Origin of the sequence: Clostridium tarantellae, from assembly GCF_009295725.1 — a bacterium.
GTDB lineage: Bacteria > Bacillota > Clostridia > Clostridiales > Clostridiaceae > Sarcina > Sarcina tarantellae.
On the sequence record NZ_WHJC01000067.1, the window covers coordinates 1 to 14287 of the forward strand.

Here is a 14287-nt window from a genome sequence, read left to right on the forward strand (position 1 = left end):
CATCAATATATAACGCGGCTCAAAATGGAGTTCCGCTAGAAAAAATTTTCGAGCAACTTAAAGTAGCTTAAGAAAGTGTTTTTCTATTCAACTGTAAATTTATTCAAGTGAAAATGCACTATTATAGCTCATATAAGGATTCTCCCTTCATTGTTTGTTTTTTCCTTAATTTAACAATAACAGGGTTGAATCCTTTTTTCTATACTTTTTCACCAAATAGGTGAATTTTTTTTTGTAACAAAATATTGTTTTAAGCCATATCTATTATGATTTTTATTTTTCTATGAATAATTAGGGATATATATTATTATATTGATTATAGAGTATAAAAAAGGAGATTTTATATGGAAAAACATAGAGTTAAGATAGCTGAATTTCTAAAATGGAATGATAGAAATGGTTGTTATACAGATGAAGATTGTGATTTAGAAGATGTACCAAAAATGACCTATGAAGATACAGTAAAGTATTTCTTTGGTGTTATGAATGATGATTTTTACTATAACGTTACAGACAATATCTTTGAGCTAACTTATGAAGAAGTAATAAAGTATGCTAAAAATAATGGATTCTATGATAAAACTATGGATAAGTTAAATAAGTTAATTGATGAAGATAAACCTACAATAGAACTATATAAAAGTTTAATATAAGAAAACTCCTATATGTAATTGATTTGCATATAGGAGTTTTTAATTTTAAGGAGGAGTTTAAGATGAAAAAGATTTATAATGAAAATCAACTATTAGGGTTAAGTAAATATCCAAGGGAAGTAGATTCAATAAATCTAACTATAAATGATAGGTTAGTAGATTATATAAGTAAAGAAGAAGGTGTATCCATAAAGGATGCGCCTTATTCTTTTATGTTAAGAGATATTGGGGTTGGTGCATTGAACTTAAATATTTCAATATAACTACTAATAAAAAAAGGAAAATATAAAAAAACATGTAATATTATAGTATGAAAAAGATAGGAGTGATGAATATGGATTTATCATATAAAGTTAAAGTAGAAGAAATAGTAAATGAGTGGGCACCTGTAATAATGGATGAACTAAAATATTCACTTGAGGATAATGGAAAAGATACTAATATGTTACTAGAATGTACTGTAATTGTATCAGATGGGATGGAGTATTGTAGAGATACAGATAGAGAAATTTTAGGGTGGTATAAATTGGGAAGGTATGGTACTGAAAATAAAATAGAGCTTTTCTGGAGAAATTTTAGGGATTTAAGTAGTGGACCAGATAAGTTAGCTATAATACATACTTTAGCTCATGAGTATAGACATTGTTATCAAACAGAATATTACAGTTTTGAAGAGATGGATTCAATTGGGTATAGAGAAGCTAGAGAAGCAGATGCAAATAATTTTGCTAATCTAATAAGAATGTTGGCACAAGATAAATAGAGGTAAATGATTTATAAATTAGTAACAAGATTTATAGTTAAATAGGTCTTGTTACTAATGTTATTTTAAACTAATAAAAACCTCACTTGCTATAGTTACGGAGAACCGTACCATAAATAAATAATTATAGAGAAAAAATCAATAAAAAATAAAATATCTTAAAAAGATAAAAAATATTATACTTAAATGAAAAAAAATTTCTGCAATTAATAATGTTCAAAAAGGTTAAAATTGTCTTGTGACTAATTAGGAATGTTATCCACAGAATAGGGAGTTTGTAAAGATACTTTCTGAGGATTATTTGTGGATAAAAAGTGAAAAATTAATTGATTAAAAGAAGATAGTATTATAGATAACTTTAGAAAAAATTATTCATTAGCATAACATTTAGAAAAATTTAATAGTAAATTGAAATAATTATAAAGCACTATTCTGCATGGAATAGATGCTTTTTTGCTTTTAAATTTAAATTAAGAATGTTAAGTCTTAAAATAGGTATATAGTTCTGAATTTTGATTAAACTAAAATAACAATGTTTAATACTTTATATTTTTAATTTTATAATTATTGAGAATTTGGGAGGTAAAGTTTTGAAAACCATGACTATAAAAATGCCTGAAGGCCTTCATAGAGAGTTTAAAGTAGAAATGATTTTAGATGGTATGACTATGCAAGATAGAATTATTGAATTAATAGAATCGGAAGTTGATAGACTTAAGTCTAAAAGAAATTCAAAAGATTTATAATATAAATAAGACTTTTTTATGGAGGTATAAATAGGTTCTATCCTCTGAGGATAGAACCTTAATGGCTATTTTACTAGCTTTAAAGGGGTTATATCCTTAAAAGATAGAACCTATAGTTTAGGTTATTCCCTCAAAGGGCATAACCTTCGTTAGGTTATTCCTTCAAAGGGCTTAACCTTCATTAGGTTATTCCCTCAAAGGGCTTAACCTTCATTAGGTTATTCCCTCAAAGGGCTTAACCTTCATTAGGTTATTCCCTCAAAGGGCTTAACCTTCATTAGGTTATTCCCTCAAAGGGCTTAACCTAAAAAAGAATTTCTAATGACCTTGCAAGCAAATAGAAATTCTTTTAGTTATCTGAGTTGTTTAGTTAATCAGATTAGAAATAATTATAACAACTCCATTTTAAAAATTCAAGGAGTGATTTTAATGAAAGATGTAATTGTTGAAAAATTTAATGGTGAAAAAATTTATACTTTTCTTTGGAATGATAAGCCATGTTGGATAGCCATGCAAGTAACAAGAGTGCTTAAATATGATAATTCATCTAAAGCTATAAATAATTGCATTAAAGCAGAAGGATTTGAATTAGGTGTTGAGTATGAAGTTATAACTGGTGATGAACTTAAAATATTTAAGGAGAATATTTCATCAGAAATAGAAAGATTAATAAGATATTTTCCAAAGTTAATATTATTTTTTGAAAAGGGATTGTATGGTTTTTTACAGTATACAGAAAAACCAGTGGGAGTAGCTTTTAGAACTTGGATTAGAAGAGAAATTATTCCCCAAGTAAGATTAAAGGGAGAATATACTATTGAAGATGTTAAAGAAAATTTAGTAAGTAAAGCAGGTATTTTAGATAATAGAAATAAAGATTTCATTAAAAATAAAAATTTTTCTATGGATTTTATAAATACTAAGGAAAAGTTAGAGATATTTAGATTAGCATCAGAGAATATAGTTATATTTTCAGAATTAATGAAAAGCATGCCTATAGATGATGATGATAAATTCTTATTTTTGGTATCATTATATAGAGAAGCAGGTATTGAATTAGATTTAGGTTTTATAAATTCTAGAAATAGATTTTAATTTCAAATTAAAATGGAGTGATAATATGGAGATATTTACAATTGGTACATCAAATTATGATGTGGAAAGACTTATGCATATGTTAAGGATGCATAATATAAATTGTGTTGTAGATATTAGAGCAACACCTTATTCAAAATATAATAAACAATTTGATAAGGAAAATATAAAGTATACATTGACTAAAAATAAGTTTATATATATTTATATGGGTAAGGAATTAGCAGCTAAGAGAGAAACTAGAGAATCATATAATTCTAAAGGATATTGTGATTTTGAAAAAGTTATAAATGAAGAAAGTTTTAAAAGTGGTATTGAAAGGTTAAAGATTGGGTGTGAAAAAGGATATAGAATAGCACTACTTGGTGCTATGCAAGAGCCTATAAGGTGTCAAAGAGGAATTTTAGTAGGAAGAGCGTTAAGAGATTTAGGTTTTAATATGAAGCATATAGTTCATGATTATTCTTTAAAAGATCAAAATTTTATTGAGGAATGTTTGTTAGAAAAATACTTTAATAATAGAATGCAACTAACTTTAGATAGCTTGTTAGGAAATGAAAAAAGCGTAGAAGATTTGATAAAAGAAGGGTATAGATTAGCTAATAAAGAAATTGGTTATAGAGTTGAAAATTTAAAATAAATAGAGTTAATTTTTGAAATTTGTAAATAGGAAAAGACTATGATATTATATATTTCATAAGTAATACCTTATATGTTTTCAAATAAAATTTGAACAATACAAAGTATAAATATACTTAATTAGTATAAATGATACACTGGGGAGGAAATTAAATTATGTCAAATTTACCAAATTGTCCAAAATGTAATTCTGAATATACTTATGAAGATGGAAGCCTTTTCGTTTGTCCAGAGTGTGCTTATGAGTGGAACGCTGATATGCAAGAAAATGATAATGAAGATGTACTAGTAGTAAAAGATTCAAATGGGAATATTTTAAATGACGGAGATTCTGTTACTATAATAAAAGATCTTAAAGTTAAGGGAGCTTCATCAGCTTTAAAAAAGGGAACAAAGGTAAAAAATATACGTTTAGTTGATGGAGATCATAACATTGATTGTAAAATTGAAGGTTTTGGTGCTATGCAATTAAAATCTGAATTTGTTAAAAAAATATAATCAAAAATTATATAGATAGATAAAAAGATGTATTATATTTTAAAAGTATAGTACATTTTTTTATATATTATTTTATAAAAAGAATATATATTTGCATAAATTTAAATACATTAATAAAAATTTTGAATTTAAATAATAAAATTAATGGTAAAATAATATTAAATATGTAAATTTAAATTTATATGTAAATAAATTGATATGCATAATACAGGGTTATATGGTATTATTTATATTAATAGGGAAAAATAAAGATAGAAAAACAAAGTATATACAAGAAAAACAGAGTATTATAGAGATAAAAAGAGATTTTGTTTGAAAAATAAAACTAATTGCATTAAAGTAAGGTATATAGCTAGTTTTAAGGTTAAACATTAATATAAGGGTATTGAGTTTTAATAAAATAAGTGTAAAATTAAGTGGCATGCCTATTAGGAGAGTACTTAAAACGTAATTTGTATATTATGTTAGAAGTTCTATTGTAATGAAGGTGATGTTGTGTGTGTGTAGCTCAGTTATATGGTTTATAAATTAATCATATAACTGAGCTTTTGTTATATATGTAATTTAAAGTAAGGGATATTAAAATAAATAATTCAGAGGTGAATCTATGAAGAGTATTTTTTTGATATTCAAAAGAGATATTAAAAGTATGGTAAAGCACCCAGGAGCTTTATTAATCATTATAGGTATTTGTTTAATTCCATCTCTTTATGCGTGGTTAAACATAAAAGCTAGCTGGAATATATATGGCAATACTGGAGAACTTCCAGTAGCAGTAGTAAACAATGATTTAGGTGCTAGTATGAATGGACAGAATATTAATGTGGGTAGTGAAGTTGTAAAGCAATTAAAAGATAACCATGAAATAGGATGGAAGTTTGTAAATGAAAAGCAAGGAACTATGGGAGTAGTTTCGGGAAAATATTATGCATTAATTGAAATACCTGAAGATTTTTCAAAGGATTTAGCAAGTTTAATTTCGGATAATCCAGTAAAGCCAGAAATAATATATAAAGTAAATACTAAAGCTAATGCAGTTGCTGGGGAAATAACAGAAGTAGCAGCTAATACTTTGGTAGGACAAATAACAACTAATTTTGTACAAGTTGTTAATGAAAAAGCTTTTTCTTATTTAAATGTTTTTGGTGATAATATGAATAAAAATAAAGAGGAATTAAAACAGTTAAAAAATTCTATAATAAACACTAATAAAAATATGAATTTTATATTAGAAACTTTACAATGGGTTAATAGTAATTCAATTAATTTAAATGAGTATTTAAAGGATATTAAAAGTACATTGCCTTATGTAAATAGTGGTATAGAAAATCTTCAAAATAATGCAGGAAATATAGAGTTGTTAGTAAAAAATACTAAAAACACTTTAAATACATCTTTTAATAATTTAAATTTAAATTTAAATAATTCATTAAAGCAATCACAAAATATTAATGAGTTAATTAATGTTTTATATAGTGAACAAAGTAATAAGACTAAGCAAGAACAAGAAGCTATTTTTTCACAAATTAAAAGTAAGATTGATTCTATAAGTAGTAGTTTAGAAGCTTATGAAAATTTTTTAGCTAAAATTAATGAGAAGATAAATAATAAAAATATATCAAAAGTATTAAAGGATTTAAATAATATTAAATCATCTATAAATAAAGAAAAAAATGATTTAAAAAATTTACAAAATGAAACTAATAAAGTAAAGGAAATTAATAAAAATTTAGTAGAAACTATAAAGAGTGATAGTAAAGATACTCTTAATAAAATAAATAATACAATTTTACAATATAATTCTTATTTAAAACCAGAATTAAATTCTATTGCAGACAATTTAATAAAAGCAACTAATGAAGCATCAGAAATAATAGGTAGTACAAAAAACTTAACAAATGAAATTAATGATTTGTTAAATGTTGCAACACAAGGGACAGATTTAGCTAGTACTAGTTCAGATAATTTAATTAGAACATTGAATCAATTTAAAGGAGTTCTAGGAGAATTAAGCAATAAATTAGAAAATATTAATAATAATGAGTTAACACAAATAATAACAATATTGCAAGCAAATCCTGAATTTATGGGAGATTTTATAGCAAATCCATTTAACTTAAAGCAGGAAGCTATTTATCCAATACCTAATTATGGTGCAGGCATGACACCAATTTATTCTGTACTAGCATTATGGGTAGGAGCTTTGATGCTAACTTCAATTTTATCTACTGATGTAGTAGATTTTCCTGGAAGTGAAAATTTAAGTATAAGACAAAAATACTTTGGTAAAATGATAACTTTTATATTTTTAGCTTTAATTCAAGGATTAATAGTATCCGTTGGCGATAAATTAATATTAAAGGTGTATACGGTGAATGCTCCATTAATGATATTATTTGCACTAGCATGTTCTTTTACATTTTCAATTATTGTTTATACTTTAGTTTCTTTATTTGGAAATATAGGTAAAGCATTAGCTATTGTTTGTTTAGTTATACAAATAGCAGGATGTGGAGGAACATATCCTATACAAATTGATCCTAAATTTTTTAGAGTTATGCAACCATTCTTTCCTTTTACATATGGAGTAGGAGGATTTAGAGAAGCTATAGCTGGACCTTTATTTAGTAGCGTAGCTTTAGATTTTATATCATTATTTTTATTTATAATAGTATTTTTATTATTAGGTGCATTACTTAAAAAGCCATTAGATAAAATAAAGAAAAAATACCATGCAAAATTTGAAGAGGCAGGAATTTCAGAAGAGTAAAGTACTTGAGAGGTGGACGTATGATAAAAATTTTAAAATTATTTTTTTCAGATTTAAAGAGTATTATAAGAAATCCAGTTGCTATAGTTATAATAATAGGCTTATGTTTAATTCCTTCTCTGTATGCTTGGGTAAATATAAAAGCATGTTGGGATCCTTATGCTAATACAGGTAATATGCCAGTAGCTATAGTTAATAATGATGAAGGAGCAGTTTTTAATGATAAACAAATTGATTTAGGAAGTAAAATTGTTGAATCCCTTAAGAAAAATTCAGATGTAGGATGGAGATTTGTAGATGAATGGCAAGGAAATTATGGGTTAAATGAAGGGAAATATTATGCTATGATAATTATTCCTTCAGATTTTTCAAAAGATTTAACGACTATGATAACAGCTACTCCAATTAAACCTAATATTATTTATAAAGTTAATGAAAAAGCTAATGCAGTAGCAACAGAATTAACTAATGTTGCAGAAAATCAACTAACTAATAAAATAAAATCTGATTTTGTTAATATTGTTAATAGAAGTGTTTTTACAGTTTTAAATGAAGCAGGAAAAAATCTAGAATCTAATAAATCTATTATTATGCAAGTAAAAGATTCTTTAGGAGTAGCAAATAATAATTTAACTCAGATACAAGATTACATAGTTAAAGCTAATAATGGTGCTTTAGGATTGCAAAATTATTTAAATAATGTACAAACTAATTTACCTAAAATAACAAATGAAATAAATAGTATGCAACAAGTAGTAAATTCAAGTAAAAAATTAATGCTTTCAACAAAGCAAACTTTGAACTCTATGTATAATACTATAAATTCGGATATGATAGTTTTGCATAATGAAGAGCAAAAATTCCAATCTTTATTAAGTGAAGTTAAAAATTTAAACAATACTACTGAAATGAAAAATTTAAACAAAACAATAAGTAATTTAGATAATGATATAGATAATATAACTAAGACGAATGAAAGTATTTTAAAAATATTAAAATATATAAATATTACGTCATATAATGCTAAAATTAATAAACTAATATTAAGTATTGAGAAACTCCAATACTTAATAACAAATGAAAAACAACAGTTACAAAAATTAAAATCTATAACTGAGGGTGGTAAAGAGAATTTAAATTTAATAATAGATAATATATCATTAACAAGTAATGAAATTTCTGATGAGATAAACAATATATTTAGTACTTATTATTCAGAAGGTATGAATTTATTAAATGGTATATCTAATGGGTTAAGTACAAGTATGAATAATGCAGATTCTCTACTTGAAAGTATTAAATTAATAGTACCGCAATTAAATGATTTAACAAGCTACGGTATATCTAGTAGTAAATTTGCAACTACACAGTCTAATAATTTAAATAGTAAGCTTTCTCAGTTTAAAAATAAAATTGATGAACTTAATGAAAAAACTAAAAATGTAAATGAAAATAACATAGATAAAATAATAAATTTTATGGAAAAAAATCCAGAGCAAGTAGCATCTTTTTTAGCTTCACCTATAAAGATTAAAGAAGTTCAACTTTATGATGCAACTATATTTGGAATGGGGCTTGTTCCTTTTTATTCAGTTTTATCTATGTGGGTAGGAGTTTTATTAATGTCAGCTTTCTTAAAAATAAATTGTGATGATTTTCAATTAAGAGATGGAGAAAAAATAACTCCTTTACAAAATCATTTTGGTAAAATGATAACATTTTTACTATTATCATTAATACAATGTTTTATTGTTGTTTTAGGTGATGTTTATATATTAGGTGCTAAACCACAGAATATGCAATTGTTAATGTTTTTTACTTTCTATACTTCATTAACATTTACAATTATAGTATTTACTTTAGCGTCTCTATTTGGAAATTTAGGAAAAGCTCTAGCTATAGTTATTATGGTTTTTCAAATTGCAGGAGCAGGAGGTATTTATCCAATACAAACCAATCCTAAGATATTTCAAATATTACAACCTTTTTGGCCTTTTACATATGCTATAGATGGATTTAGAGAGGCAATTGCTGGACCAACTTGGCCTGATGTTTATAAAGATATAAAAATATTATTTCTTTTTGGATTAATATTTTTTATACTTGGTATATTTAAAAAGCCATGCTATAAATTAACAGAACATATTGATGGAAGTTTCAAAGCTTCAGGATTATAAATTTAAATAATTAAAAGAAGTCATGAATCAATTAAAATATTAAAAAGAATCATGACTTCTTTTAATTATCTAAGATCGTAATAATGATTTATTAAGGTAGAAGCATTACAAGATAAGCCACAGCTACAACGAGTATCACCAAACATTAAAGGATATGATGTATTAAATGCTTCATTAACTTTTAGAACAGCTTTTGCAAGCTCCTCATTGTTTTTAGGAATTAGTGGTAGAGCATTAGCTTTTTCTTGAGTATCTATAACAGCTCCAGAGGGAACAAATCTTCCGCTTTCTATAATTACTCCATCACTAATTATAGCTCCATTTCCTATGAAGGTATTACTTTTAATAATACCATTAAATATAATTGCATTAACACCAATAAATACATTATCTTCAATAAGACAAGGACCATGAATTACAGAACTGTGAGCACAGGATACATTATCAGAAATATATATAGCATAGTTTTTACTGTTAACATTAATATATTTGTGCTCTAATGCATGTAATATGACACCATCTTGTATATTTGAATGTTTTCCAATATAAAAAGGAGATCCTTCATCTGCTCTGATGACAGCATTGCACGCTATAAATACATGCTCATCAATAGTAACATCTCCTATAACACAAGAAAAAGGACCAATAAATGCAGAAGAATGTATTGAAGGTTCAATATCATTAGGATTAATACTTGTAGAAGGGTTTTTAGAAATAAAATATGAGTATTGATTACTAGGCCCTTGAGGTTTATAAAAATTTTTAAAGTTAGAATTCATAAAAAACTCCTAAAATAATTAATTTATATTATATACTATTATTTAAATATTAAATTTCTACTATTTTTAAATAACAATAAGATTAATATAACTAATAAATTATTTTCACAAATTTTATTTAATACATATAATATAAGGATAATAATTATAAAAGAAGGTTAAAGATGAATTCTAAAATTAATCTTATGAATATAGCTATGGATTTTCTACCTATTAACGGAGGTACTGATATTAAATCTATTAATAAAGATAGTTTAAAATCTAAATTTAGAAATAATGAGGATGAAGAAATTATAATTATAGAATATATTTACAATAATAAAGAATATACTATGATATTAGTAAATAATAATGATGAATGGGAAATAAGTAGATTATATAATTATATAAACTTAGATGAGGATGAAGATAATTCTTATCTTGAGGAAGAAAGTAATATGGTAGAAGACGTAGATAGAACTATTGAAGATAATATGATGAACGGAAGATTTATAGTAGATTTTATTAAAGGGGATATAACTGGAGATAAAAATATAGATAAAATTTATTTAACATCAGTTAATAAGCCAGATAAAAGTGGTTTTGTGGATGATTTAGAATTAGTTATTGTTGATGGAAAAATGAATGATATTAAAAAATTTACTTTGCCAGCTAATACAGGATATAATGCAAAGTTAAATTTATATGACTTTAATGGTGATGGTGTTAAAGACATATATATTTGCATGATTTCAGAAGGTAGTGGTAAAGAAGGATTTTATTATATATATTCATATAAAAATAGAGTTTTAAAAAACTTATTTGATTTTGAAAAATATAATAAAAACAATAAATTTGAAGCTAAATATTTAGATTATTATAAAGTTGAAGTTATAAGCAAGGAATGTAAACTTAAATATATTATAGATATTTCTCAAAAAGAGAAAAAATACTTAAAGTTAATATATAATGAAAATGGAACATTAAAACAAAGTAATAAAGCTATGGTATTAGGTATTAGTGTTATGTATCCTGTAGATATAGATAATAATCATGTTTATGAATTATATTGTTTTAATAGAATAGTAGGAATTAATACTAATGATACTTTAGCATATATAGAAACATATCTTAAATGGGATGGAGATGAGTTTGAGCCTATAGCGCAAAATTTAGCTATATCAGGAATGGATATAGATTAATTATTGTATTATAAAACACAATAATATTATGAAAACTTTTAGAGTGACTTGTCTAGTAAAGTTAAAAACAAATGGTAAATCAAATGTAATTATATTAAATCATGTAGTTTTTTTTATAAATAGATAAGAATATATTTTTGACTAAATATCTATGTCTTAATTAATAGATATTTAGTCTTTTTTAATATAAAACTAAAAGGAGGCAATTTATGAGAAAAATAAAAATTGCATTATTAGGGCTAGGTAATGTAGGTAGTGGAGTTTGGAAAATTCTTAAAGCTAATAATGAAGAAATTAAAAAGAGATCAGGTTATAAAGTAGAAATAGCAAAAATTTTAGTTAGAGAAAAGAGTAAAGAACGAGCTGTAGAAGTACCAGAAAAATTATTAACTACAGATTTTAATGAAATATTACAAGATGATTCTATAAAAATAATAGTTGAAGTTATGGGAGGAATTAATCCAGCAAAAAATTATATACTTAGTTCAATAAAAAAGAAAAAGCATATAGTTACTGCAAATAAAATGTTATTAGCAACGGAAGGTGATGAATTATTTAAGGCAGCAGATGAGCTTGGAGTTATGTTTCAGTATGAAGCTAGTGTAGCAGGTGGCATTCCTATAATAAGTGGAATAAATGATAGTTTAACTGCAAATAAGATTGAACAATTATATGGAATAGTTAATGGAACAACTAATTATATTTTAACTAAAATGCAATTTGAAGGAATGAGCTTTGAAGAAGCTTTAAAAAAGGCACAAGAAAAAGGATATGCAGAAGCTGATCCAACTTCAGATTTAGAAGGATTTGATGCTCAATATAAATTAGCTATTCTTTCTTCTTTAGCTTTTGGAACTAAAATAGATATAGGGAGTGTTTATAGAGCTGGATTAAGCAATATAACATCTGAAGATATAAGTTATGCTAAACAGTTTGGCTATGTAATAAAGCTATTGGCTATAGTTAAAGAAATTAATAAAGAGTTAGAGATTAGAGTTCATCCAACAATGATTCCTGAAACTCATCCATTAGCTAATGTATATGATTCTTTTAATGCTGTTTTTGTTAAAGGTAATGCGGTTGGAGATTTAATGTTTTATGGAAGAGGTGCTGGTGATTTACCTACAGGAAGTGCTGTTGTTGGAGATATAATAACTATATTAAGAAGTAATGTTGATATAGAGAATGGTATTCCTGTAGTAAAAAATAATTTGTGGCATAAGAAAATAAGAAAAAGAGAAGATATAGAAAGTCGATATTATATAAGAACAACTGTTAAAGATTTACCTGGGGTACTTGGAGATATTACAACTGTATTTGGAGAAAATAATATTAGCTTAAAATCAGTTATTCAAAAAGGAAGTGATGAAGAGCATTTAGTCACAATTGTTTTAGTAACCCATAAAACTAAAGAAGGTAGTATAATTAAAACTATAGATGAATTATATGAATTAAAAGAAATTCATAAAGTAGATAACATTATAAGAATTGAAAAATTTAAATAGTATTAAATTTTATTATAATTAAAAAGCTCTAGAAACAAATTATAATTTGTTTACATAGAGCTTTTTAAATTTTTTAAAATAATATATGCGCTATTATGGTTATTACAGGTAATGTAATTAATGTTCTAGTTAAGAATATTAAAAATAATTCACGTATATTTAATGGTATCTTTGATCCTAATATAACACTACCAACCTCAGATAAGTATATAAGCTGAGTAACAGAAACACAGGCAATTATGAACTTGGTCATATCGCTAGTAATTGTTTTTGTGGCAATAACTGAAGGTAAAAACATATCTGCAAATCCAACAATAACAGTTTGTGATGCTGCTTGAGCTTCAGGAATTCCTAATAATTTAAATATTGGAATGAAAGGTAATCCTAATACTTGAAATATATTAGTGTATTCAGCTATAATAAGCGCTAAAGTTCCCATAGCCATAACTATTGGTAAAACACCTATCCACATTTCTAAAATATTTTTTATACCATCTATAAAAAATTGGCTAATTTTAGTTTGAGAAGATGCTTTTTTTATTGCTTGATTAACTCCAAATGAAAATGGAGTAAAGCCTTCAGGAACAGTTTCTACGTTTTGAGAAATTCTTCCTTCAAAATAATTATCAGGTTTATTTTTTAATGGCCATATTCTTGGTAATATGATTGCTGCAACAATACCTGAAAAAGTAACTGTAAGATAAAAAGGTACAAATAAATGACTTAAATTAACTTGTGAAATTATAACGAAGCAAAAAGTTACAGATACTACAGAAAAAGTTGTACTTACTACGCATGCTTCTCTTTCATTATAAAATCCTTCTTCGTATTGTTTTGAAGTAAGAAGTACTCCTATAGTACCATCACCTAACCAAGAAGTCATACAATCTATAGAGGATCTTCCAGGTAATTTAAATAATGGACGCATTATTTTAGTTAATAATGAGCCACAGAATTCAAGAAGACCAAAGTTTAATAATAATGGTAATAATAATCCTGCAAAAAAGAAAACAACAATTAATGTTGGTAATAATCCTGTTAAAATGAATGATCCAGTTAAATCAGAAGATAAAATTTCTGGACCTACTTGAAAATAAGATAATAAAACAATAATAGCTCCAAAAATTCTACCTAATAACCATATAGGTTTAACATAAAATAAAGATTTTAAAAAATCATTATTCATTATAAATTTTGGTTTAAATAATTTAGTTGATATAGAAATTATTGCTGCAATTGTTATAAGTATAGTAACAGTTAAAGGTAAATAATCTCCTAAAATATTTTGAGTTATTTTTGCAAATACAGCAATTGGTATAGTAACTTCTCCATTATAAGATATGGGAGTCATAAATAATAACACACCTATAAGAGAAGGAATTATAAACTTTAATAATGCTAATACACCATATTTTTTATTCATAACTATCCCCCTTGATTTTAACGTTCTAAAATTTTTATTATTTTATGATGTAATTATA

At 25.2% G+C, this 14287-nt stretch carries 13 protein-coding genes; 11 read left to right on the forward strand and 2 right to left on the reverse strand.

Annotated features, from left to right (window positions below):
* Window positions 1–344 precede the first annotated feature (344 nt).
* The 9 genes from GBZ86_RS06600 (at window position 345) to GBZ86_RS06635 (ending at window position 9341) form a co-directional block, all read left to right on the forward strand.
* Window positions 345–653 carry a hypothetical protein gene (locus GBZ86_RS06600; protein WP_152888937.1) on the forward strand — a complete coding sequence of 103 codons (309 nt, stop codon included), beginning with the start codon at window positions 345–347 and terminating at the stop codon, window positions 651–653.
* A gap of 62 nt (window positions 654–715) precedes the next feature.
* On the forward strand, window positions 716–916 hold the full coding sequence (locus GBZ86_RS06605; protein ID WP_152888939.1) for a hypothetical protein: 201 nt from the start codon (window positions 716–718) through the stop codon (window positions 914–916).
* 71 nt (window positions 917–987) lie between these two features.
* Window positions 988–1416 (forward strand): hypothetical protein, encoded by a 429-nt coding sequence (locus tag GBZ86_RS06610; protein ID WP_152888941.1) that lies wholly within the window; start codon window positions 988–990, stop codon window positions 1414–1416.
* Window positions 1417–2006: 590 nt separating this feature from the next.
* On the forward strand, window positions 2007–2162 hold the full coding sequence (locus GBZ86_RS17075; RefSeq protein ID WP_170272175.1) for a hypothetical protein: 156 nt from the start codon (window positions 2007–2009) through the stop codon (window positions 2160–2162).
* Window positions 2163–2591: 429 nt separating this feature from the next.
* Window positions 2592–3257 (forward strand): BRO family protein, encoded by a 666-nt coding sequence (locus GBZ86_RS06615; RefSeq protein WP_170272176.1) that lies wholly within the window; start codon window positions 2592–2594, stop codon window positions 3255–3257.
* A 25-nt stretch (window positions 3258–3282) separates the two neighbouring features.
* Complete coding sequence (locus GBZ86_RS06620) at window positions 3283–3897, forward strand: DUF488 domain-containing protein (protein WP_152888944.1); 615 nt, start codon at window positions 3283–3285, stop codon at window positions 3895–3897.
* Window positions 3898–4052: 155 nt separating this feature from the next.
* On the forward strand, window positions 4053–4394 hold the full coding sequence (locus tag GBZ86_RS06625) for a zinc ribbon domain-containing protein YjdM (RefSeq protein ID WP_152888946.1): 342 nt from the start codon (window positions 4053–4055) through the stop codon (window positions 4392–4394).
* A 607-nt stretch (window positions 4395–5001) separates the two neighbouring features.
* Entirely contained in the window at window positions 5002–7164 is a 2163-nt protein-coding gene (locus GBZ86_RS06630; RefSeq protein ID WP_152888948.1) for a YhgE/Pip domain-containing protein, read from the forward strand.
* A gap of 20 nt (window positions 7165–7184) precedes the next feature.
* A complete protein-coding gene (locus tag GBZ86_RS06635) occupies window positions 7185–9341 on the forward strand; it encodes a YhgE/Pip domain-containing protein (protein ID WP_152888950.1) in 2157 nt (718 codons plus the stop codon).
* 65 nt (window positions 9342–9406) lie between these two features.
* Here GBZ86_RS06635 and GBZ86_RS06640 read toward each other — a convergent pair whose 3' ends face one another.
* Window positions 9407–10120, reverse strand: a complete 714-nt coding sequence (locus tag GBZ86_RS06640) for an LbetaH domain-containing protein (RefSeq protein ID WP_152888952.1) — start codon at window positions 10118–10120, stop codon at window positions 9407–9409.
* Window positions 10121–10284: 164 nt separating this feature from the next.
* Between GBZ86_RS06640 and GBZ86_RS06645 the strand changes: the two genes are divergently transcribed.
* Both GBZ86_RS06645 and GBZ86_RS06650 read left to right on the forward strand, forming a co-directional pair.
* A complete protein-coding gene (locus tag GBZ86_RS06645) occupies window positions 10285–11301 on the forward strand; it encodes a hypothetical protein (RefSeq protein WP_152888954.1) in 1017 nt (338 codons plus the stop codon).
* A 209-nt stretch (window positions 11302–11510) separates the two neighbouring features.
* Window positions 11511–12806, forward strand: coding sequence for a homoserine dehydrogenase (locus GBZ86_RS06650; RefSeq protein WP_152888956.1), 1296 nt, complete (start codon window positions 11511–11513; stop codon window positions 12804–12806).
* 73 nt (window positions 12807–12879) lie between these two features.
* On the opposite strand, the gene GBZ86_RS06655 is transcribed toward GBZ86_RS06650, so the two are convergent.
* Window positions 12880–14229: a YjiH family protein gene (locus GBZ86_RS06655; protein ID WP_234885126.1), complete on the reverse strand. Its 1350-nt coding sequence runs from the start codon at window positions 14227–14229 to the stop codon at window positions 12880–12882.
* Window positions 14230–14287 lie beyond the last annotated feature (58 nt).

Excerpts from the sequence above, each read along its gene's own strand:
- GBZ86_RS06600 (WP_152888937.1), top strand. The coding sequence starts at position 345 with ATGGAAAAACATAGAGTTAAGATAGCTGAATTTCTAAAATGGAATGAT.
- GBZ86_RS06605 (WP_152888939.1), top strand. The coding sequence starts at position 716 with ATGAAAAAGATTTATAATGAAAATCAACTATTAGGGTTAAGTAAATAT.
- GBZ86_RS06610 (WP_152888941.1), top strand. The coding sequence starts at position 988 with ATGGATTTATCATATAAAGTTAAAGTAGAAGAAATAGTAAATGAGTGG.
- GBZ86_RS06615 (WP_170272176.1), top strand. The coding sequence starts at position 2,592 with ATGAAAGATGTAATTGTTGAAAAATTTAATGGTGAAAAAATTTATACT.
- GBZ86_RS06620 (WP_152888944.1), top strand. The coding sequence starts at position 3,283 with ATGGAGATATTTACAATTGGTACATCAAATTATGATGTGGAAAGACTT.
- GBZ86_RS06625 (WP_152888946.1), top strand. The coding sequence starts at position 4,053 with ATGTCAAATTTACCAAATTGTCCAAAATGTAATTCTGAATATACTTAT.
- GBZ86_RS06630 (WP_152888948.1), top strand. The coding sequence starts at position 5,002 with ATGAAGAGTATTTTTTTGATATTCAAAAGAGATATTAAAAGTATGGTA.
- GBZ86_RS06635 (WP_152888950.1), top strand. The coding sequence starts at position 7,185 with ATGATAAAAATTTTAAAATTATTTTTTTCAGATTTAAAGAGTATTATA.
- GBZ86_RS06640 (WP_152888952.1), bottom strand. The coding sequence starts at position 10,120 with ATGAATTCTAACTTTAAAAATTTTTATAAACCTCAAGGGCCTAGTAAT.
- GBZ86_RS06645 (WP_152888954.1), top strand. The coding sequence starts at position 10,285 with ATGAATTCTAAAATTAATCTTATGAATATAGCTATGGATTTTCTACCT.
- GBZ86_RS06650 (WP_152888956.1), top strand. The coding sequence starts at position 11,511 with ATGAGAAAAATAAAAATTGCATTATTAGGGCTAGGTAATGTAGGTAGT.
- GBZ86_RS06655 (WP_234885126.1), bottom strand. The coding sequence starts at position 14,229 with ATGAATAAAAAATATGGTGTATTAGCATTATTAAAGTTTATAATTCCT.